At 38.8% G+C, this 21,684-nt stretch carries 17 protein-coding genes; 13 read left to right on the forward strand and 4 right to left on the reverse strand.

Annotated features, from left to right (window positions below):
* The first annotated feature begins 82 nt into the window (after window positions 1-82).
* From PLEUR7319_RS0120725 to PLEUR7319_RS0120735, 3 genes are all read left to right on the forward strand, one after another.
* Window positions 83-2,122: a glycoside hydrolase family 9 protein gene (locus tag PLEUR7319_RS0120725; protein WP_019507147.1), complete on the forward strand. Its 2,040-nt coding sequence runs from the start codon at window positions 83-85 to the stop codon at window positions 2,120-2,122.
* Between the two features lie 120 nt (window positions 2,123-2,242).
* A complete protein-coding gene (locus PLEUR7319_RS0120730) occupies window positions 2,243-3,160 on the forward strand; it encodes a histone deacetylase (protein WP_019507148.1) in 918 nt (305 codons plus the stop codon).
* A 129-nt stretch (window positions 3,161-3,289) separates the two neighbouring features.
* Window positions 3,290-4,687, forward strand: a complete 1,398-nt coding sequence (locus tag PLEUR7319_RS0120735) for an ATP-binding protein (protein ID WP_019507149.1) — start codon at window positions 3,290-3,292, stop codon at window positions 4,685-4,687.
* On the opposite strand, the gene PLEUR7319_RS0120740 is transcribed toward PLEUR7319_RS0120735, so the two are convergent.
* On the reverse strand, window positions 4,684-6,240 hold the full coding sequence (locus PLEUR7319_RS0120740) for a histidine kinase dimerization/phospho-acceptor domain-containing protein (protein ID WP_019507150.1): 1,557 nt from the start codon (window positions 6,238-6,240) through the stop codon (window positions 4,684-4,686). The two genes, PLEUR7319_RS0120735 and PLEUR7319_RS0120740, sit on opposite strands and share 4 nt — an antisense overlap.
* Before the next feature lie 304 nt (window positions 6,241-6,544).
* On the reverse strand, window positions 6,545-7,564 hold the full coding sequence (locus tag PLEUR7319_RS0120745; RefSeq protein WP_019507151.1) for an ion transporter: 1,020 nt from the start codon (window positions 7,562-7,564) through the stop codon (window positions 6,545-6,547).
* A gap of 117 nt (window positions 7,565-7,681) precedes the next feature.
* On the opposite strand from PLEUR7319_RS0120745, the gene PLEUR7319_RS0120750 reads away from it, so the two are divergent.
* Window positions 7,682-9,010, forward strand: a complete 1,329-nt coding sequence (locus PLEUR7319_RS0120750; RefSeq protein WP_019507152.1) for an ABC transporter substrate-binding protein — start codon at window positions 7,682-7,684, stop codon at window positions 9,008-9,010.
* Window positions 9,011-9,036: 26 nt separating this feature from the next.
* On the opposite strand, the gene PLEUR7319_RS0120755 is transcribed toward PLEUR7319_RS0120750, so the two are convergent.
* Window positions 9,037-9,834, reverse strand: a complete 798-nt coding sequence (locus tag PLEUR7319_RS0120755; RefSeq protein ID WP_144054349.1) for a Zn-ribbon-containing protein — start codon at window positions 9,832-9,834, stop codon at window positions 9,037-9,039.
* Window positions 9,835-9,908: 74 nt separating this feature from the next.
* Between PLEUR7319_RS0120755 and pyrF the strand changes: the two genes are divergently transcribed.
* From pyrF to PLEUR7319_RS0120780, 5 genes are all read left to right on the forward strand, one after another.
* Complete coding sequence (gene pyrF / locus PLEUR7319_RS0120760) at window positions 9,909-10,817, forward strand: orotidine-5'-phosphate decarboxylase (protein WP_019507154.1); 909 nt, start codon at window positions 9,909-9,911, stop codon at window positions 10,815-10,817.
* A 215-nt stretch (window positions 10,818-11,032) separates the two neighbouring features.
* The gene (locus PLEUR7319_RS0120765) at window positions 11,033-12,094 is read left to right on the forward strand and encodes an Mrp/NBP35 family ATP-binding protein (protein WP_019507155.1); all 1,062 of its coding nucleotides are present in this window, start codon (window positions 11,033-11,035) and stop codon (window positions 12,092-12,094) included.
* Window positions 12,095-12,157: 63 nt separating this feature from the next.
* The gene (locus PLEUR7319_RS0120770) at window positions 12,158-13,024 is read left to right on the forward strand and encodes a tRNA (5-methylaminomethyl-2-thiouridine)(34)-methyltransferase MnmD (protein WP_019507156.1); all 867 of its coding nucleotides are present in this window, start codon (window positions 12,158-12,160) and stop codon (window positions 13,022-13,024) included.
* Window positions 13,025-13,409: 385 nt separating this feature from the next.
* Window positions 13,410-14,429, forward strand: coding sequence for an HD-GYP domain-containing protein (locus tag PLEUR7319_RS0120775; protein WP_019507157.1), 1,020 nt, complete (start codon window positions 13,410-13,412; stop codon window positions 14,427-14,429).
* 208 nt (window positions 14,430-14,637) lie between these two features.
* Entirely contained in the window at window positions 14,638-15,417 is a 780-nt protein-coding gene (locus PLEUR7319_RS0120780; protein ID WP_019507158.1) for a photosystem II S4 domain protein, read from the forward strand.
* 212 nt (window positions 15,418-15,629) lie between these two features.
* On the opposite strand, the gene PLEUR7319_RS0120785 is transcribed toward PLEUR7319_RS0120780, so the two are convergent.
* Window positions 15,630-17,111 (reverse strand): PLP-dependent aminotransferase family protein, encoded by a 1,482-nt coding sequence (locus PLEUR7319_RS0120785; protein WP_019507159.1) that lies wholly within the window; start codon window positions 17,109-17,111, stop codon window positions 15,630-15,632.
* A gap of 137 nt (window positions 17,112-17,248) precedes the next feature.
* Between PLEUR7319_RS0120785 and PLEUR7319_RS36235 the strand changes: the two genes are divergently transcribed.
* The 4 genes from PLEUR7319_RS36235 (at window position 17,249) to PLEUR7319_RS36240 (ending at window position 21,681) form a co-directional block, all read left to right on the forward strand.
* Entirely contained in the window at window positions 17,249-17,485 is a 237-nt protein-coding gene (locus PLEUR7319_RS36235; protein WP_019507160.1) for a hypothetical protein, read from the forward strand.
* An 8-nt stretch (window positions 17,486-17,493) separates the two neighbouring features.
* Window positions 17,494-18,423 (forward strand): branched-chain amino acid transaminase, encoded by a 930-nt coding sequence (locus PLEUR7319_RS0120795; protein WP_019507161.1) that lies wholly within the window; start codon window positions 17,494-17,496, stop codon window positions 18,421-18,423.
* A gap of 167 nt (window positions 18,424-18,590) precedes the next feature.
* On the forward strand, window positions 18,591-19,157 hold the full coding sequence (locus PLEUR7319_RS0120800) for a Uma2 family endonuclease (RefSeq protein ID WP_019507162.1): 567 nt from the start codon (window positions 18,591-18,593) through the stop codon (window positions 19,155-19,157).
* On the forward strand, window positions 19,138-21,681 hold the full coding sequence (locus PLEUR7319_RS36240) for a GUN4 domain-containing protein (protein WP_202804258.1): 2,544 nt from the start codon (window positions 19,138-19,140) through the stop codon (window positions 21,679-21,681). The genes PLEUR7319_RS0120800 and PLEUR7319_RS36240 overlap by 20 nt, the downstream gene beginning before the upstream one ends.
* Window positions 21,682-21,684: the final 3 nt, after the last annotated feature.

Consider the following 21,684-nt stretch of genomic DNA (forward strand, 5'->3'; position numbering starts at 1 on the left):
GGGCTTTTCAAATCACCGTAAAGCCAATGTAAAGTTTTTATAAAGGTAGCGATGTTAAACAAATTACACTTTAAAGCTACTTATGGCTACAAATTTTGAGATCAACGCTTTTATTCCTGAAGATTGGTATGGAGGATACAAACTAGAAGTAGATTTAACAGCAGAATCCGATATCAGTAACTGGAAACTAGACTTCAACCTCCCCTACACAATTAGAGAAGTCTATGGAGTACAGTTAACCGACAATGGCGACGGTAACTATAGTATTGAAGGTCTAAACAGCCAAACAAATTTACAACAAGGACAGTCTCTCAAAGCGATCTTCATTATCGATGAGGATCAACAAGAGGCAATAATCCCCGAATTCATCGATTCAGTTTCAATTGACTCTTTAGACACCCCAGAATCAGTAGTTGAAGAAGAACCTGTCGACAACTCAGAACCAGTAGTTGTAGAAGAACCTGTCGACAACTCAGAACCAGTAGTTGTAGAAGAACCTGTCGATAACTCAGAACCAGTAGTTGTAGAAGAACCTGTCGATAACTCAGAACCAGTAGTTGTAGAAGAACCTGTCGACAACTCAGAACCAGTAGTTGTAGAAGAACCTGTCGACAACTCAGAACCAGTAGTTGTAGAAGAACCTGTCGACAACTCAGAACCAGTAGTTGTAGAAGAACTAAATCAATTTCCCTTTCCTGATAACCAAGGCGAATCAGTGGGGCAACAAGGTCAATTTGCCTATGGTGAAGCCTTACAAAAGAATTTCCTCTTTTACGAAGCCAATCGTTCTGGGGACTTAGGACCTGATAACCGTCTTGAATGGCGACAAGATTCTACCCTCAATGATGGTAGTACTGTCGGTCGCGACCTAGAAGGAGGTTATTTCGATGCGGGAGACCATGTCAAATTCGGTCAACCTATGGCAGCTTCTGTCAATATGCTGGCATGGGGTGGGGTGGAATACAAACAAGCCTACCAACAATCTGGACAATTCGATGAATTACTTGATGCAGTCAAGTGGGGCACTGACTATTTTCTCAAAGCTCACGAAACTGATAGCAATGGTAATACCAGTAAATTGTGGGTACAGGTTGGAGAAGGAGGTAGTAATAACGATCATGGTTATTGGGGCGCACCTGAGACTGTAGAAGCTAATACTACCCGAAATGCTTTTGCTATCGATCCTGCTAATCCTGGCAGTGATGTAGCTGCTTCTACCTCTAGTGCTTTTGCTGCTGCGTCTATGCTTTTCCGAGGTGTTGATGATACCTATGCCGACAAGTTGTTAAAGAATGCCGAGCAACTATATGAGTTTGCTGAAACCTATCAAGGCAAATATTCCGATTCTGTCAGTGCAGCCAATCCTTATTACACTAGTTGGAGTGGCTACGGGGATGAGTTGGCTTCTGGGGCAGCTTGGTTACACAAGGCTACGGGAGAAGAGTCCTATCTTACTAAAGCTGAAAACTATTTTAAGAATAATATTGGTGGACTAGGAGACTGGTCTTGGGCGGTAGATGACCATTCCTATAGCGCAGCAGTGATTTTGGCACAAGAAAGTGATGATCCTTTCTTCCAAGATCAAGTTGAAGGCTGGTTAGATAGATGGATTAATGGCGAAGGTGCGATTAACTATACTTCTGGGGGATTTGCTCATCGTGCCACCTGGGGTTCTATTCCTGTTACCAGTGCCACAGCATTTTTGGCAGAACTATATAACGACACAGTTAAAGAGGATAGTCGCTATAGTGATTTTGCCAATAACCAAGTGGATTATATTTTGGGTGATAATCCCCTCAACTATAGTTATATGATTGGTTTTGGTGATAACTATCCTCAGCGTCCCCACCATCGGGGTTCTGCTCCTAACTTAGGTGGTCAACCCACAGTAGTACAGGAAAATATTCTCTATGGTGCAGTTGTAGGCGGTCCCGATGCTCCAGATGATTATGCGCATAATGATAGACGTGATGACTGGGTAACTAATGAAGTGGGAATTAGCTACAATGCACCTTTCGCTTCTGCTCTGATTCAACAGTATGACGATTCCGGTGGAGATGCGCTTTCTAATTCGGAATTAGATCAGTTGATTGGGGTTGATGCCAATGGCGTTGGTTTTTAAAAGCTGTAAGCTGTAAGCTATAAGCTATAAAGTTTATTCAAGTATCTGTCCCGTCTCCATGAGGCGGGATTTTTGCTGTGGATGTATCATTAATTTACTTCCCATAGTAGGCTTGTAAACATGATTTCGGTTATTTATTCTTCAGAGTTTTTAGAGCATAATACAGGCTATGGTCATCCTGAAAAAGCTAAACGTTTGACAGCAATTGTGGAAGCTTTAAAAGGAGTAGATTGGCAAGAGCAGATTGATTGGCAGTTGCCTTCACCTGTAGAACAAAGAAATGTACTAGCTCATATCCAAAAAGTTCATACCTCTGAACATATAGAGCGGATTAAACGAGTCGCCAGTGAAGGTGGTGGTTATATAGATCTGGATACACCAATTTCTGAACGTAGTTACGATGTGGCACTGTTAGCAGTCAGTGCTTGGCTAGATGGAGTAGACCAGGTTTTAGATCATCATCGCCCTGCTTTTGTGTTGGCTCGTCCTCCGGGACATCATGCCACTAGAGATACTGCTATGGGATTTTGTTTATTTTCCAATGCAGCGATCGCAGCCAATTATGCTTTAACTAAACCTAAGATTAAGCGAGTCGCTATCTTAGACTGGGATGTCCATCATGGCAACGGAACCGAAGAGATTGTTAGGGATAACCCAAAGATTGCCTATTGTTCGCTACATCAGCATCCCTGCTATCCAGGTACAGGTGGTAATCAGAACGATCATGGTAAATACCAGAATATCCTTAATTTACCAATGACTGCAGGAAGTAATATTACAGATTACCAACAAGTTTTTGAACAAGAAGTAATGCCCTTTTTACAAAATTGGCAACCAGACTTCTTAATTGTTAGCGCTGGTTATGATGCTAATGATGATGATCCCCTAGCCGCTATTTCCTTACAACCTAATGATTACGATTTATTAACGAAGTATGTACTACAAATTACCAGATACCCATTATTTGGTTTAGAAGGCGGTTATCATTTAAGAGCTTTAGCTAATTCAGCAGTTGCCACTTTAAACAGTTGTCTGTAATAGTTGATGATTATTTGTCAAAAATCTAACTAAAAAAAATCTAACTAAAAACTGTTTGTCAACAAGTAAATTTATCTCGTTGTCTTTATCTGTAATTTTGCTAGATAAAATAGTGAAGCTCTTATAAATATGAATATTGTTACTTCTGAACTATCTTTGTACCAGTTGACTCAGGATTCAGACGATCCTCTTGTTTCTAAATCTATTGGCGCAGAGACGCTCAAATCTTATGTAAGTTCTATTATCGATCTAGTAATTGAAAAACAGATTCCGGCAACGATTTGGGTTAAATTACCCCAGACGAAAAGTTGGTTAAATCAGGTACACAAATTACAGCAAGAGGGCAATGCCGAGCGTATTTACTTATGTAGTAATAACAAAGATAATCCGGCTCTATCGGTTTTAGATCGTACTTCTACTAAAACACCAATTTTGCCAATTGGACTCCACCAAAGTCCTCTTTTACAACGAGAATCTTTTTTAATTATTTTGTCTGCCGATTTTTGTAGCTTGATATTAGCTCAATGGCAAAAAGGCAAAATATGTATTGAATCTTCGGGAAAAAGACTACAGCAACCATATTTAGAAATGGTTTCTAGCTTTGAACCTCAGAAAATCATTCACATCTTATCAAAGATGCAAGAAAATATAATATCTGGTGTTGGCATTCCTATCGAGAAAGACTTGTCATTTCCCCAAAATTTAGCCACAAAATCTGATTTCTTGGGAGATTTAATTCTCAAACAAGTAGAGTCTGGTGAAATATTACAAAAGAGAGTTGATTCTTTATCTAAAACTCGTCATAACTCCGACAAAAACTTGACTATGCTGGGATTACAAGACGATTTTTTTAATAATCTTGTCAGGGAATTGCGATCGCCTATTACCCACATGAAAACGGCTTTAAGTCTTCTAGAATCAAAACAAATCAAAGGAGAACAACGCCAGCGTTATTTGAAGATGGTCAGCGATGAATGCGATCGGCAAAATTCTCTAGTGGGTGGTTTATTAGAGCTATTGCAGTTAGAAATTCCCGCCGAGGCGGAATATATCTATTTGGAAGATTTAGTACCTGGAATAGTCAGTACATATCAACCGTTAGCGAAAGAAAAAGAAATTCAGCTAGGCTATACAATTCCTAAAGCTCTTCCCCCTATTGCTTGCCCCCAAACTTGGTTTAGACAAATTATTATCAATCTTCTCAATAATAGTTTGCGTTTTACTCCTCCTCAGGGAAGAGTTTTTGTCCAAGCAGTATTTAAAGATGGATATATTGAAATTTCAGTTACAGATACAGGGATAGGTATCGCTACCAAAGAAATCAACAAAATTTTTGATGGTTTTTATCGTACCAAAACAACTACCAATGAGAAGGCAACTGGTGCAGGTTTAGGATTAACTCTGGTGCGACAGCTAATCCAAAGGTGCGGAGGATCGATTTCTGTCAGTAGTAAGGTGGGGAAAGGAACAAGTTTTAAAATATTATTGCCCGCTGTACCAGCAGAATTAATTGATGGTAAGCCCTAAACTTCTAGACAGGCATTATTTACCTGGTTAGAGTTTTTACTAGAGTTGCCTAAAGGAAGAAAGATAGTTAATTCTTTGCCCTGCTCTTGTCTTTGTCTAACGATAAGTTTGCCTCCTAAAGCCTGGAAAATATTTTTGGTTACGTCTAAATTAAGACTGAGACATCCTGTTGCTGGTTGAAAAGTGAGTAATTGACCTAAGGATTTCAAAGGATTATCAAAATTACTAGCTTGAGAAAGAACTTGTAATTTCAGCTGGTTTCCTGCCGTAGAAACTTTGACGTTGATGTGTCCCCCAGTAGTTAAACTACGGGTACAACTTTCCATTAATCCAGTTAAAACAGTATCCAACATAGCAGGATCGCTAACTACCTGGGGTAACTTTTGAGGCAAGGTAAAATCCAACTCCACATTGCGTCTTCGTGCCTTTTCTTGCCATCGAGGAATACTCTGCCGAAAAGCTCGATCCAAAGAAAAAGGAACTAACTCTACTGGCTTAGCAGTGGGGGCAGTAGACTCCAATTCAGCAGCTCGAAAAATTAATTCCATGCGCTCTATTTGTTCAGTACACTCGCGGTCTATAGTTTGTAAACGCTTCACGACGTTAGGTTTAAAATCCTGTTGACGCTTGAGTAGGAGCTTGGTGAGAGTACGAATAGTTGTTAAAGGTGTCCTTACCTCATGGGTAAGTGCTTGTAATAACTCCATTTCTAGATGACTGGTAGCTCGTTGAGGCGTAAAACCTTTTGGGAAATCCGCTTTATCTGCTTCTGAATTAGCAGCAACGGTTTCTACCTTACGAGTTGGAGCAACAGCCATAGAAGTTAAATCAGGTAAATTTTGCAATAAATAGCGACTAAAGCTAGTGACTAAGCGATAATCGGGATTTTGTGGTGCAAATTGCTCTACTAAGTTATCTAGCTGTTCTAAATGATGATAGTTGGCGATCACCAGACGCGATCGCAAAGTTGCCCATACTTCACCAATAACTTGCGGATCGAAGGAAAAATGAAATTTAGCACTACCTTGGCGATCCTGTCCTAAAACCATGACTAAGCCAAAGTTGGCAGTTAAAACTAGACAAAATTGTTCTTCAGCAATTGGATCTTGAGGAATTAAAGGTAATCTAATGACTGGAGCAACCTTTTTACTTGCTTGACTTGATGCCATTGAGTAACGACAGGGCATCAGTGCATTGACATTAAATGCGTCACTAGTAAATACTGCACTTTGGAAACAGGAAATTAAATCAGAATTGCTTAATAATGGAACAGGAGCAGAAAAAATAAGTCCCTGTTTTTCTGAAGAAATAGTTGTTTGATTTTGCTCAATTTCTGATAAAAGTAGTTTTTCTACTGACGCGATCGCACCACACCATTCTCTCTGCGCCTTAAGCTCTGCAAGACGATTTTTTTCACTATGACATTTAGATTCTGAATTAGTTTTAGTTACCTGTTGGACTGATAAATTAACTTCAGGCTTATTAGAATCCAGCTCAGCTTGTAACTCTCGGTTCAGAACATCACTTAAATTTTGCAGTAACCAGTTTGGCACCACTGGTTTGACCTCCTGTAACTTCTCATATTAAAAGTAATACTTAAATCAAACTTATCAAAAGTAATACTTGTTAATTTGTATTGATAATAGCTGTTTTTATCGTCTCATACCAAGACGTAAAACCGAACTTAGAAATTCGCAATCGCCGATTGATTTATAGCATTACGTATTTAGGTTAGGACACTTTTTGAAACTAATACTTGCTACTTGCTACTTGCTACTTACGAACCAGTAACTTTACTTGTCCTAACATAACTTGGTACGGCTATAAGTAGGATTAAGCTCGATGTGAGTTGTATTGTTAATTAGGCAACTGAGATAAATCGATCGCTTCTTGTTTTGCTTGTAGGTAAAGAAACATTGCCCAAGAATCAATTGCTTCTTTACTAGGATCAATTGAACCAAGTTCAATCTGAGCTGTTTGTAGACAATGTTTTAATAATTTAGCATCTACTTCGATCTGCTGATATTTAGCTTGTTGCTCTAGCTTGTTGGCAGATAAACCATTCAACTCAGCCTCATTTAATTTTAGTTCTTGCTTCTGATATTTTTGGTCTTCTGGCTCTATTCCTTCTCGCAATTTCTCTGCAAAACCTGAGGCCACAATCCCTGCTGGAAGTACAAAGACTCCAATACCAAAAAAAGCCAAACTTGCTCCCAACAATTTACCGATTATAGTCACGGGATAAATATCCCCGTAGCCAACAGTAGTTAAGGTTACTACTCCCCACCACATCGAAGCAGGAATACTCGAAAAAGCATCTGGTTGGGCATCGTGTTCAGCAAAAAACATCAAACTAGAAGCAATAATTAAGAGAAAAGAAATGATCGAGAAAGTAATGAGTAATTCTTCTTGTTTGCTAATCACTACTCTAACTAAGGAACGTACCGACTTGGAATGTCTGCCAATTTTGAGTATTCTAGCCAACCGTAGTAATCTCAGAGTTTTCAAAAACGCTAGGTTGTGAAACACTAACAACAGATAAAAAGGGAAGGTGGAGATAAAGTCAATCAGTGCCATAGGAGTCAGAGCATAGCGGATTCTACCCCACCATGGATGACGAAAACGATGTTCTACCGTACATAACCATAAGCGCAACCCATATTCTAGAGTAAAAATTATCGTTGAAAATATAGCTACACTTTTAAAGACCCAGTAATATTGCTGATTTAACTGTTGTGATGTCTCTAAAATAAATGAACTGATGTCGAGAAAAATTAAAACAGATAATAAAATCTGGTCTAGTTTACCAAACCAGTTACTGTAGTTTTTGTTTTCTAAAATATGGTAAAGTTTACGTCGAAATCCCTTTCTTTTCATCACTCCAGAGCTGCTCCTATTTTATAACCTAGCAGGTATACAAAGATATTTATCAGAGAGACTATTAAGTAGCTAAAACATTGCACCGTACTTGAATTTGATCAATTAAATAAATTTATGTTGGTAGTTTTTAAGCGTAAATTATCGAAAAATATTCATAAATTCAAATATCAAAATTTTGCCAAAATTCTCATAATTTGTGGTCTATTATGTCTCTTATTACTCAGTGGATGTAGCGGCAAGAAGCAAATTGCTCAACAAGAAGTAACTAAGATAACTTTTTGGCATGGTATCAATCCCCCCGAAAATCGTGATATTTTTCAAGCATTAGTTTCCAAGTTTAACCAAGAAAATCCTGATATTAAAGTAGAGGCGTTATACATCGGTCAACCTGATGCTCAACTGCCGAAGATATTTGCTTCTGTAGTTAGTGGTCAACCACCAGATATTCTTTGGTTTGTGGCTCAGATTACAGGAAAACTAGATCAGCTTGGGGCATTACTCCCTTTAGAAAATTGGTTAAATAATTCAAGGATTAAATCGGAAATTAATCCCGCAATGTTTGACTCTATGGAGTTAAACAAACATATTTTATCCGTTCCTTTTGCTACCAACAATGCTGCGGTATTTTATCGCCCCAGCTTATTTGACCAAGCAGGAATCAATAATACTCCTCGTAATTGGTCAGAATTACGTGCTACTGCCAAACAACTAACTCAGGATACTAATAACGACGATCGCTTGGATCAACATGGAATTTTTCTGTCTCTAGGTAAAAGTGAATGGACAGTATTTACCTGGCTACCTTTTATTTACAGTGCTGGTGGAGATTTATTACAGGGAGAGCGACCTAATTTGGTTAACCCAGGAGCGATCGCCGCTTTACAACTAGGAGCCGATTTAGTCAAAGATGGAGTAGCGATCTTATCCCCTCCAGAAAGAGGTTACGAAATTGATAATTTTGTAGCGGGCAAAGCAGCTATGCAGATTACAGGACCTTGGACCTTGGCTCAATTAAAAGCAACGGATATCGATTATGATGTTTTTCCCATTCCTGTTGCCGAAAAACCAGCTGCGGTAATTGGTGGCGAAAATCTGTTTGTGTTTAAAACTAACCCTAAAAGAGAACAAGCTAGTTTACGATTCTTAGAATATGTCCTTAGTGAAGAATTCCAAACTACTTGGGCATTAAAGACGGGGTATTTACCAGTTAATCTTAAATCTCAACAAAGCAAGGAGTATCAAAAATTTGTGGCTGAAAACCCAGTGGTAAAAGTCTTTTTAGAGCAAATGAAATGGGCGCGATCGCGTCCGATTATTCCCCAATACACAAGATTATCAGAAAACTTAGGTCGTGCCATTGAAGCCAGTTTATTAGGTAAGCAAAGTCCCGAAGAAGCGTTAAAGCGATCGCAGCAACGTTTAGAATTAGTCTTTGGACAATAAGTTCAATACATTTAATTAGTCATGGTTTAGCGAACATCCCAGGATATATTAGATAGTAATGAACATTTTTTGCATCTGAAATCGAATATTCCGTGAATATTTTTTGCTAACAGCCATTCTCCCTGACAGGAAGGACAAACTCTTGTCTGTTCAGACTTTATGCTTCTGCTTTCACCTTGATATAGATAATAGTAAGTAGACTTTTGCGTTATCTCATAAATTTTACGACATATCTCAATACCCTGTTTAGTCAGCGCAGAATCAAGTTTAAACATTTGGTTCATAGCAAATTGTTCACCTACTTTGCAATTCATCTGCAACTGATCGCATGATTGATAATCGCTTTGCCAACAAATAATATCGTAGTATTCCTCATCGTATGTTTTGGGTATTCGATAAAGAGGAATAGTGCCAAAGCAATCAAAGCACCGTAGGGGAGAATCTAGCGATATATAAGACGTATATAAAATATAGCCATTGATTGCATCACATTTACATAATGATGCAGCGTCGGTATCTTTGCCCAATTTATTAATTATGGGTTGCTCTAATCCAATATTATTACGTAGTTTTTCAATACTTTGATTAACATATCTGTTATTGTGTTTGTCTTGTAAAGAATCGGTATCTGGCAATTTAACATGAGTCACATATTCCTCGCTTTGTCTGAAAATTACAAATTCTCGACCTAAAATTTGCCCATTCATTCTGTAAGCACCTAACAACGAGTGAATAAGATCTAGCTGTTTATCCTTATTTTGATCGCTGTTAATTTTAAACCTAACCTCTACAACATCCATTTCTAATCCATGTATGCTATTCAAGTGTTCTAACTATTTTATTGCACTCAAATCCTCTTAATGTAACAGTTGAAACACTCTTGTATTAAAAGTTGTCCATGAAAAAATTATTTATTGATCGCCTAATCAAGCAAATTAAACTTAAAAATACTTCTTGTATTGTCGGATTAGATCCTGCTTTGGAGAGAATGCCAGATAGCTGGAAACAAAAACAGGGGATTAGTCAAGAAAGCTCTATAGTTGATTGTGCAGAGGCAATTTACCAATATAATCTGATGGTTTTAGACGCGATCGCCGATCTCGTTCCCGCCGTAAAACCCCAGTCTGCCTATTATGAATTATTTGGTTCAGCAGGATTTGTTGCCCTAGAAAAAACGATTATGGCAGCTCGCGATCGCGGTTTACTAGTTATCTTAGATGTCAAACGGGGAGACATTGCATCTACCGCCACGGCTTACGCTAGAAGCTATCTATCTTCTGAGCGACCCCGTCCCTATGAAGCTGATGCGATTACTATCGTTCCCTATTTAGGTGAAGACTGTCTCGAACCCTTTTTTAAAGAAGCCAATAAATGGGGCAAGGGTGTTTTTGTCTGTGTTAAAACTTCTAACCCTGGGGCGGCAATCGTCCAAGAGCAAAAAATAGATAACCGTTATTTATACGAAATTATTGCTGATTTAATTAAACCCGCTTCAGATCAGAGTATTGGCAAATCTGGCTATAGCGGTATCGGTGCAGTAGTGGGTGCAACGTACCCCGAAGCTGCCTATCGATTACGTCAACAACTACCAAACAGTTTGTTCCTAGTCCCAGGTGTAGGCGCACAAGGAGGCGGAAACGAGGGGATAAAAGCCTGTTTTAATTCTGATGGTCTGGGGGCAGTGGTAAGTAGCTCCAGAGCGATTATGTATCCTCATCAATACGGTAGCGCGGATTCCAATCAAGAAACAATTAGACAGGCTGCTTTGGATCTTATTGCTCAAGTTCAAGAAATACTGAATAATTAACTTTCTATAGCCTTTCTCAAACTAGTTGAGGTACAAAACTGTCGAACCCGCAGAGCGAACTCCGAACTCCGAACTCCGAATTACGAACTCACGTTGTTTACTTACTCCTTTTGCGTTGATAATTAAACTAAGTAACAATACTCGGTTTGTTCAAAACAACAATCATAAATTGCGATCGCCCCCAAGGCGTTCATTGCGAGAGGAGAATTAATTAAATGGTAGATAGTAAAACGGTTTTAGAAGCTTTGCGCCCCGTACAAGACCCTGAACTGCAAAAAAGTCTTGTCGAGTTAAATATGATTCGTAATGTAGTAGTAGACGGAGGCAAAGTAAGCTTTACCTTAGTTCTAACTACTCCTGCTTGTCCTCTGAGAGAGTTTATCGTCGAAGACTGTGAAACTGCGGTTAAAAAGTTGCCTGGAGTAGAAAAGGTAGAAGTAGAAGTAACCGCCGAAACTCCTCAGCAGAAGTCTCTGCCCGACCGCACTTCTGTTCCAGGAATTAAAAATATCATTGCCATCTCTAGCGGCAAAGGTGGGGTAGGAAAAAGCTCTGTAGCGGTTAATGTCGCTGTTGCCCTAGCTGCAAGAGGCTCTAAAGTTGGCTTGTTAGATGCGGATATTTATGGTCCTAATGCCCCTAATATGTTTGGTTTATCTGATGCTAAAATCGCTGTCAAACAAGGTAGTAGTGGCGAAATACTCGAACCAGCATTCAATCATGGGGTTAAGCTAGTTTCCATGGCATTTTTGATTGACCCCGATCAACCCGTAATCTGGCGTGGTCCCATGCTCAACGGAATTATTCGTCAGTTTCTCTATCAGGTAGAATGGGGCGAATTGGATTACTTGATTGTGGATATGCCTCCTGGTACTGGAGATGCTCAGTTAACTATGGCTCAGGCTGTACCAATGGCGGGAGCAGTGATTGTGACCACCCCCCAGACTGTATCTCTAATTGATGCTCGGCGTGGGTTAAAAATGTTTCAGCAGTTAGGGGTAAATCTACTGGGTATTGTCGAAAATATGAGCTATTTTATTCCCCCTGATATGCCTGAAAAGAGCTACGATCTTTTTGGTTCAGGTGGTGGAGAAAGAACTGCCCAAGAATTAAATATTCCTTTACTTGGTTGTGTCCCTTTAGAAATTGCTTTAAGAGAAGGAGGAGACTCTGGTACTCCTATTGTTATTGCCGAACCAGAGTCAGCCTCTGCTAAAGCCCTTATGGCGATCGCCGAACAAATTGCGGCTAAAGTTTCCATCGCTGCCTTTGCTTAATAAAGCTGTAATCTGTAAGCTATAGACTCTAAGCTCTAAGCTTTTTGTTGCCAGTAACAATTTATGGATAGCGATCGCCAATTTATTCCCCAATTAACTGAGGATGGTTCATATACTTTTTATTCGGCTGAGTTTCAAGAAGCTTTTCACTCTTCTTTTGGAGCCAAACAAGAAGCTGAAGTAAGGTATATTGAACCGTGTTTAATCAAGCAATTAGCCACAAAACAACCAAAAATCCGAATTTTGGACATTTGTTATGGCTTAGGTTATAACACTGCTGCCGCGTTGGAGGCAATTTGGTCAATTAATCCTCAATGCCGAGTAGAGTTAACTGCCTTAGAAATCAATTTGGAAGTTCCTAGTCAGGCTATAGCAAATCATTTATTAGACCAATGGAGTTCCCCAGTGCCTCAATTATTGGCCGAATTAGCTAATGAATCTATAGTTCAAGCAGAATATCTCAATGGGAAATTGCTATTAGGTGATGCTAGACAGACAATTCAGCAAGTAATTCAAACAGATTGGCAAGCTGACGCTATATTTCTCGATCCCTTTTCTCCCCCCAAATGTCCTCAACTATGGACAGTCGAGTTTATCAATTTAGTTGCACAATGTCTTCATCCTAGTGGTAGATTAGCTACCTATTCTTGTTCGGCAGCAGTTCGCACTGCCCTATCAACAGCAGGATTGAATTTAAGTTCAATTATGGGTGCAGGGCGTAAGTCCCCGGGAACAATTGGCAGTTTTGAGTATAAGAATTTACCACAGTTACCTTTAAAAGAACAGGAACATTTAAGAACCCGTGCGGCAATTCCTTATCGAGATCCTAATCTACAAACTCAACCAGAAAAAATCAAGATTACAAGACAACAAGAACAGCAAAATAGTAATCTTGAAACTACTTCTCAGTGGAGAAAACGTTGGCTTTAGTTGACTATTTAACGTACCGTTAACCGTAAATTCAACTAGACATAGTTTTCGTCAGCTTACCTGAAAGAAATGGAGCACCATAGACTCAGTATTATGCCCGATCTCAAACAAAAAATTAAAATTCATAATAGTACTAATGACAATTAAAATATAAGACTTTAGTAGTAATTTTGTTATCTAGTCCAGAGATCCGAGCTAGGCTTAAAGGTGAAATAAATCATTTATTATTTTACTATGGATATGCTAGACGTGAATTAGACTCAAAAAGCTCGCAGTTTCCCAGAAATTATCAAACATTGTTACTCCGTTTCTAAAACCTTGAGCTATGAGACCAGTTTGAATTCACATTAACGCTATATATAAATGTTCAATAATAAGGAAGATAATGAAAAAAGTTGGCGAGTTACCTTTGGCGACTAAAGTGAGTTTTTCAGAGATCAATCATCCTAATCTTATCCCAGCTAAAATTCTAATTATTGACGAAAACCCTCTAAGCCGAATGACTGCAGTAGATTTGCTTTCATTAGATGGTTACGAAGTATTGGAAGCTGATAACGAATCTTCAATTCTTGCTAGCATTACGGAGCAGCACCCCGACCTAATTTTACTTGATGTAATGATGCGGCAATTAGATAGCTTTGCCTTTTGCCGTCAACTGAAAAGAGATCGACGTACAGCCGATATCCCGATTGTCTTAACAACTCTGAGTGATAGCCGAGAATACCGGATCAAGGTCATGGAGGCTGGTGGAGACGATGTTTTAGTAAAACCTCTTAATCGTATAGAACTATCTACTAGAGTTAGCTCCTTAATCAATCAAAAACGTCTCAATGAGGGATTAGATCAAACTGAACAGGTATTATTTACCATCGCCAAGGCAGTTGATAGTCGTTCTGTTAATCGAGGTAGTAGTGCCCGCGTTGTTTCATTGGTGAAATCTTTTGGCGAATATCTCAATTTATCAGCAGAAGACATTGATAATCTAGCCTTTGCGGCACATCTTCACGATATTGGCACTATTGCTATTCCTGATGCGGTTATGCTCAAGAAAGGTGAGTTAACTACCGAAGAAAGAGAATTAATCAGACAGCACGTTTTAATTGGAGAAGAAATTTGTCAGCCGTTGCGTAATCGTAGTGGGGTATTGCCTATTATTCGTAACCATCATGAACGTTGGGATGGTACCGGCTATCCTGATGGTTTACATGGTTCTGCAATACCCTATCTAGCTCAAATATTTCAGGTTATTGATATTTATGATGCCTTAACTAGCGATCGCCCTCACAAGAAAGCTTATACTCCCGTAGAGGCACTAAACATAATTATGGAGGAAACTCAAAAAGGCTGGCGTAATCCTCAACTAATTGCTGAATTTACCGATTTTATTCGCTCTCAAGAACAATAATAGAGTTTTGGATTTGGACTCTAACTGTAGTTTAATTGTCTAGTATTAGATTGCATTCTCAGATCAATTTATCAGGTAAATCGATGTGGAAGCTGATGTTACCCTAGTTTCTTTTGAGATTGCCATTAGTAATTACCGCAAGAATCGCTCACAATTTAGGGAATATTATCGGTAAACTGTTATGTAGATCAAAACGAAACATAACTCAATGCTACCGAGAGAAGACCTATTAAAGCGAGTCGAAAATAAAGAAGACATTACCCGTGTTATTGATAAAGCGGAGCAAGCAATTAAAAATTGGGAAGTAGTCGCTACAGATTTTCTATCTCCTCCTGTGTTAGCAGAGGTACAAACAATTTTTCAAAATTTGACTGAAATTGCAGCTTTACCGTGGGGTGGCTATCCTCAAGCCGAAAGACAACGCGTAGGTTTAGCTCGCCCTGATCTTCCTTTAGATGAATCACAAATTGAACTAGCAGCCCTAGACATAGCTGGCAATTTTCTCTTTGATCCTGCTACCCACAGAGACTTTTTGGGGTCAATTTTAGGGACTGGTATTGTCAGAGAAAAAGTCGGCGATATTATTGTTTTAGGGGAAAGAGGTGCGCAAGTAATCGTGGTCCCAGAAATGGTTGAGTTTTTAACTACTTCCTTGACCCAGGTGCGTTCGGTCGCGGTCAAAACTCAGCAAATAGAGTTTAGTGAATTAAAAATTCGTCCCCCCAAAAAGAAAGAAATGACTACCGTAGAAGCTTCAATGCGTCTGGATGCGATCGCCTCTGCCGGCTTTGGAATGTCTCGTAGTAAAATGGCCAACGCGATCGCCGCCAAGGATGTAAGGGTTAACTGGAAAGAAGTTACTCAGTCTAGCCATAACGTTAAGGCTGGCGATTTAATTGCCGTTCGTGGAAAGGGCAGATTAGAAGTTGGCGAAGTTTCGATTACTAAAAAGCAACGTTATCGAGTTAATTTAGTGCGGTATAAGTAACCTCAGTTTGGGTTCCCACAATTAACTGGTCAGATTAGCTATCAGCTATTAGCTATTAGCTTTTGTGGTATTTTTCATATAGCAAGCACTACAGGGAAATTCAACGAAAAAATAATATTTCTAGTTAACTACAATAAAAGTTCTAGCTTATCTTGAAATCAGGTTAAGTCAGTTTTGGTTAAACTTGTCTTAGCCCTAAAAGTTCGTAGTTTCTAACGCTTAATTTTTAACAAAGTAGAACTACTTAACTGCTGTTGTGCTAAAGCTCCCAAAATTTCTAGAGCGCGATCAACTTTGTCGGTACGCGGAGCGTAATCACACTGTTCTGACCACAATAAACCAAAGTTAAGTCTTAAGCAATTTCTATAGCTGTTGGTAGGAGAGAATATAATTCCTGGAGCGATACTAATCTGATACTTTAAGGCCGCTTCGTAAAATTGCATCACATCGAAATGTTGGGGCAACTCCAGCCATAATACCTGTCCTCCTTGAGGTTGTGTCATTCGGGTTTGGGGTGGAAAATAATCACTGATTCTGTGTCTCATTTTTTCCATCTGGGAATGATAAGTGCGCCGTAGCTTCCTCAAATGACGTTCGTAGCCGCCGTTAGCGAGAAAAGTTGCTACCGTAAGTTGTGGCACAACCGAAGTCATTACATTAGTTACCATTTTTAATTTCTGGACTTGAATCAAGTGACGTTCCGCTACCAACCAACCAACCCTTAAGCCGGGAGAAAGGGTTTTGCTAACTGAAGAACAATATAAAACTCTACCTTGAGTATCAAAAGCTTTGATCGCTTTGGGACGATGACCATTAAACGATAAATCTCCATAAATATCATCTTCGACCAGAGAAACATCGTACTTGTTTAATAAGGCGACTAAATCTTGTTTACGGCGATCGCTCATACAACTGCCGAGAGGATTACTAAAATTGGAGACTAAAGCACAAGCTTTAATACTGGAGTTTTTGAATACTGTTTCCAAACTTTCTAGGCAAATTCCTTCTCTAGGATCGGTGGGTAGTTCCACGGCTTTCAGATGGAGTAATTCTAGAGTTTGTAGTAACCCATAGTAGCTAGGAGATTCAATTACTATCGTATCCCCTGGTTTAGTGACTGCTCGTAAAGCTAGATAAATTGCTTCCGTCGTACCGTTAGTAATAAGAATTTGTTCTGGAGAAATAGAACAACCAGCATCGATTAATTTTCTGGCAATTTCGTGGCGCAAAATTTCACAACCATTGAGAACTTGGTAAGAGTGAGCCATTTCTGGGTAGGTGCGAATTACCTGACTCATAAGTCGATTGAGAGTTTTGAGCGGCAGAAGTTCGGCAGAGGGAATGGCAGCACCTAGTTTAACAATTTGAGGTCGAGCTATATCAGCATAAACCCGAGCAATAATTGATGTATCTATATTGCTGACTTTGAGAGGAGGAGCAGAAGGATTTGGTTCTGGAACAGTAATATTTGTTTTGACGTAATAGCCAGATTGAGGTCGTACTGTAATTAAGCCTCGATCTTCTAACAGACGATATGCTTCCGAAATTGTAGAAATGCTAACCGACAATTGCTGATGTAATTTACGGACAGAGGGTAAGCGATCGCCTGGTTGTAAAGTTCCTTTGTTAATTAACTCTCCAAAGCGATCGGCAACTTGTTCGTAAAGATTTTGCTTTAAAGATTTGTCGATCACGACAGTTAACCCTATTTGACACCATAACAGTTTTGCTGTTTGTGACTGTCATGATAACAATTTAGTTAAACTGCCTCTGTAAACCAAAAGTTAAATCTTCAATAATTAAGGAGTAGCAATAATTATAAGCGTCCACTATGAAATTAATTGTTCCAACTCAAGTTATTAATTCCTGGAAAAATTGCTTCACAGTTATTGTCAGTTCCCTTACAAATTTAGCTTTTGATAGCTATCAACCCAAAATTCTGACTAAAAGCGATCGCCATGGTAACAAGTATTTTCAGGTTTACGATCCTCAAACCAGACAGCATAGCAGTTTCGCCTCGGAACAAGAAGTCAGATTCTGGCTAGACCAAAAATACTCCCAACTTTGAAAATCACCATGAAAAATTTTTTACCTTTAGCATATTTTCAAAATCAATTTATTTCCATAGAGAAAGCTCAAGTTTCGATTGCCACCCATGCTTTACATTATGGAACCGCGGCTTTAGGAGGATTACGAGGTGTTCTCAATCCTCAAAATCCATCAGAAATTCTTTTATTTAGATTAGACCGTCATTGCCAAAGATTGAGTAACAGTGCCAAATATCTGAATTACGATTTGCCAGCAGATAAAATTGAACATATCATTACCGATTTTGTCCTTAAAAACCGTCCCCAAACTTCTTTTTATCTCAGACCGCTAGTTTATACCTCTAGCTTAGGTATTGCTCCTAGATTGCATCAGATTGAGCAGGATTTTTTAGTTTATGGTTTAGCCATAGCGGATGACTTATATCCTGAAGGTATTAGCTGTAGATTTAGCTCCTGGTATCGACAGGAAGATCGCAGCTGTCCTCTCAAAGGTAAAACTAGTGCTTCTTATATTACATCTGCTCTGGCTAAGACTGAAGCCGTCGAGTCTGGCTTTGACGAAGCAATTTTACTCAATTCTCAAGGTAAAGTGGCGGAAGCTTCTGCTGCAAATATTTTTATAGTCAGAAATGAAACCCTTATTACCCCCAGCTGTAATCAAGATATCCTGGAAGGAATTACCAGAGATAGTATTATGAGCATTGCTCAAGATTTGGGCATCAAAACCGAAGCAAGAGCAGTAGATAAATCTGAGCTATTAATTGCAGATGAGGTTTTTGTATGCGGCACAGCACTAAAAATAACCTCAGTTAACCGTATTGAAAATTATCGGCTTCCAGACAACAAAACCATTACTAATCAACTTAAAAAACAATTTACGGCAGCTACAGAAAATAAAGCCCCTCAATATCAAGATTGGATTACTATTATTAAGCTTTCAACAAATCAACAAATGTAGTTTGTTAACTTCTTTTGTATACAGCAGTTTGCCGATTGAGGCAATTTTAAATCGACGAGACAAAAGGAAAGCATAAGGGCGATCGCGATACAAACTGATGTTGCACTTTCTCCTATTAGATATGATAAAAGAGGTTAAGGCTCTATTCGCCCATTCAGAAATTTTCAATGACCAAACTCAGAGAAAAAATAGCTTGGACAATTCGGGACATACCATTTCTTCCTCAAAATGAATCGGTTAATTATGAGATTATCGATGGAGAGTTGTTTGTGACCAGATCGCCCCATCGCTTGCACCAAAGAATTTGTGGTAAATTATTTCGCTATCTGGATGTTTGGTCGGAAAACAGTGGTTTGGGAGAAACTATAATCGCACCAGGGGTAATATTTTCCGATTTTGATAGTGTAATTCCCGATGTGGTTTGGTTAAGCAAAGAAAAGCTAGCCAATATAGAAGATGAAGCAGGACATTTATTAGGCGCACCAGAGTTAGTAATTGAAGTATTATCTCTTGGGAAAAATAACGAAACTAGAGATAAAGAAGCTAAATTAAAACTCTATTCTCTACACGGAGTTAGGGAATATTGGATTTGTGACAGATTTAACAAACAAGTTAGTATCTATCGTCGAGAAAATACTAGATTAGTTTTAGTAACTACTCTGTTAGAAAATGATGTAATAGAATCTCCTCTTTTACCTGATTTTAGTTGTTTGGTTGGTAATTTGTATAAGTGATAAACAACAGAAAAAGACGATCGCGCCGCTGCACAATGGAGATGATTTTTTAGTAGAACGCACCATTATTCCAGTAAGGTGGAGAAATAATAGTAGTAGAAAATTAACCTGGGATGAGCAGAAAAAAAATCGAGCACTGAACCTCTTGTTTATGGCAACGTCCCCCTTGGGAATAAAACCAGTGTTAGATTTTGAGGCAGAGGAAGGGCAGATTTTAGAAGCAACGAAACGCATACCTTTGTCTTTGAAAGTCGAAGAAAGCGGTTGTCTAAAAGAATTGGGTTATTTAGTGCAAACCTATGAAAAAGGACATTTTGATATCTTCCACCTAGTGGGTCATGCAACTTTTAAAAATGAAAAACATTGTTTCATCACTGAAACAGAATTAGGAGAGCCTGAATACAGCAGTGCAAACGACATTGTTAAAAAACTGTCACCCCAAAAAACACCAAAGATAATTTTCCTTTCAGGCTGTCGGACTGGATATCATTGGGACGAAGGTAGGCTTTCTTCAATGGCAGAAGTACTATTAAAAAAAGGTGCAACTGCCGTTTTAAGTTGGGGTGATAATGTTCCAGATTTGGATGCTACGGAAGCAGCAGCAATTTTATACAGTAGCTTATCAGCAGGAGATACACTCCCAGAAGCAATTGCCAAAACCTACCAAGAACTAATTGAAAAAAAGCGAAAGTGGCATTTGTTGCGATTGTATGTTGCTAAAAAACTACCAGGTGCATTAGTTACAAGTTACAACACAGAAGGACGCAAACTTGCACCTATCCCTTCTGTTACTACTGAGTTTTTAGATTCTGAAGGAGAAGTTAGAGTTGCTAGCCGTGAGAGTTTTATTAGTCGTCGTCGCCAGTTACAAAACTGTCTACGGGAATTAAAGAAGCTTCCGCCAGAAGGCAAGATTGGGGTTTTAATTCATAGCATGGGAGGATTGGGAAAAAGTACCATCGCTTCTCGACTGCTAGATCGATTACCCGAACATACAAAAATTGTTTGGTGGCGACAAATTGATGAATTTAAGTTAGTCGCTCAGATAAAAGGGGAGATTGAGAATTCAGAAAAACGAGCAGCACTCATAAACAACAACGAAAAACTCAAATATCGATTGAAAAGTTTATTTAAAAACTCGAACCAAAAGTTTTTGCTGGTATTTGATGACTTTGAGTGGAATTTAGAACCTCGTGATGAAGGGTATATTCTTAAACCTGATGTTGCCCAAGTGTTGAGTGATGTAGTATGGGCGGTCAAAAATCAAGAGAGTATTACTGAACACCTTATTATTATTACCTGTCGTTATGATTTTAAATCGGATTTATTAAAAAACTTCTACAAGCAACCGTTAGAAGGCTTACGTAAAGCTGATTTACAAAAGAAGCTAAAGCAATTACCAAATTTTGAATTTGATGAGAATGATAATAAGAAGAAATTAATCGTTGAAAGAGCTTTAAAACTGGCAGATGGGAATCCTCGCTTGTTGGAATGGTTAAATGATGATGTTCTATCAAAGGAAAATGCAGATTCAGAACTCAGTGAATTGGAAGCTAGTTCTGAAGGTTGGAAGGAAAAAGTTATTTGGGTAACAGAAGACGCTCCTAAATTAAAAATCGACTCTTCTATTGAGAAAATAGTCAGTCGGTGCTTAGTATTTGAAATTCCTGTACCTAAAGAAGCATTAGAAGCAGTTTCTGATTCCAAAGAACAGTTAAATCAAGCTATTAAGTTAGGACTAATAGAAGTCAGTCCCGAACCAAGAGAAGAAGATCGAGTCTATCGCGTCTCTCGAATTTTGCCCCATATTATTACCCATATCAGACTACCTGAAGCACCAGAAGTCTATTCTCTCTCCCGCAAGGCTCATGATAAATTACACGAGCTATGGGGGAATGAAGAAAATAGAAGTGAGGAAAAATGGCGGGAGATTTTCAGGTTATTATTTGCGGATAAAAATAATCCAGAACGATTTAGACAGGGATTCTCTAAAATGTTGGCAGTTCAATATAACTATAAAGCAGATGGAGCATTTGAAGCAGAACTGAGACGATCGAAAGATGAATTACCAAAAGAGAAGAGAACAAGTCAACTAGAGAATTATTTAAGCCAAGGAGACTGGAGAAAAGCTGATGAGGAAACCGCCTGGCTTTTTTATGTAGTGATGGTGCAGCAAGACTTCAAAGATTGGACAGAGCTATGGAAAAACTTTCCCAGTAAAATCCTCAACGAGATTGACCAACTCTGGGTTAATCACAGTAAAGGAAAGTTTGGATTCAGTATACAAAAGCGAATATGGGAAGGTGTGGGAGGAAACCCAAATCCCGACTATGAGATGGAAAAAAAATTCGGCAAACAGGTAGAATGGTATAACATCGAAAAAAAAAGCTGGAAGGAGTACAATTCATTGCCCTTTTCAATGGAATCACAAGATGGCAATTTACCCGCCCTTTCTTATACCCGGGAAACAGACAGGAATGTGATGACAAATGTCTCTTCTCTCGCATCAAGACTTAACCTATAAGAT

Origin of the sequence: Pleurocapsa sp. PCC 7319 (assembly GCF_000332195.1) — a bacterium.
Lineage (GTDB): Bacteria > Cyanobacteriota > Cyanobacteriia > Cyanobacteriales > Xenococcaceae > Waterburya.

Bases quoted from the DNA above. Each gene is read 5' to 3' on its own strand.
- PLEUR7319_RS0120725 (WP_019507147.1), top strand. From the start codon at position 83: ATGGCTACAAATTTTGAGATCAACGCTTTTATTCCTGAAGATTGGTAT.
- PLEUR7319_RS0120765 (WP_019507155.1), top strand. From the start codon at position 11,033: ATGGTAGATAGTAAAACGGTTTTAGAAGCTTTGCGCCCCGTACAAGAC.
- PLEUR7319_RS0120795 (WP_019507161.1), top strand. From the start codon at position 17,494: ATGAAAAATTTTTTACCTTTAGCATATTTTCAAAATCAATTTATTTCC.
- PLEUR7319_RS0120770 (WP_019507156.1), top strand. From the start codon at position 12,158: ATGGATAGCGATCGCCAATTTATTCCCCAATTAACTGAGGATGGTTCA.
- PLEUR7319_RS0120775 (WP_019507157.1), top strand. From the start codon at position 13,410: ATGAAAAAAGTTGGCGAGTTACCTTTGGCGACTAAAGTGAGTTTTTCA.
- PLEUR7319_RS0120745 (WP_019507151.1), bottom strand. From the start codon at position 7,564: ATGAAAAGAAAGGGATTTCGACGTAAACTTTACCATATTTTAGAAAAC.
- PLEUR7319_RS0120730 (WP_019507148.1), top strand. From the start codon at position 2,243: ATGATTTCGGTTATTTATTCTTCAGAGTTTTTAGAGCATAATACAGGC.
- PLEUR7319_RS0120750 (WP_019507152.1), top strand. From the start codon at position 7,682: ATGTTGGTAGTTTTTAAGCGTAAATTATCGAAAAATATTCATAAATTC.
- pyrF (WP_019507154.1), top strand. From the start codon at position 9,909: ATGAAAAAATTATTTATTGATCGCCTAATCAAGCAAATTAAACTTAAA.
- PLEUR7319_RS0120800 (WP_019507162.1), top strand. From the start codon at position 18,591: ATGACCAAACTCAGAGAAAAAATAGCTTGGACAATTCGGGACATACCA.
- PLEUR7319_RS0120780 (WP_019507158.1), top strand. From the start codon at position 14,638: ATGCTACCGAGAGAAGACCTATTAAAGCGAGTCGAAAATAAAGAAGAC.
- PLEUR7319_RS0120735 (WP_019507149.1), top strand. From the start codon at position 3,290: ATGAATATTGTTACTTCTGAACTATCTTTGTACCAGTTGACTCAGGAT.
- PLEUR7319_RS36235 (WP_019507160.1), top strand. From the start codon at position 17,249: ATGAAATTAATTGTTCCAACTCAAGTTATTAATTCCTGGAAAAATTGC.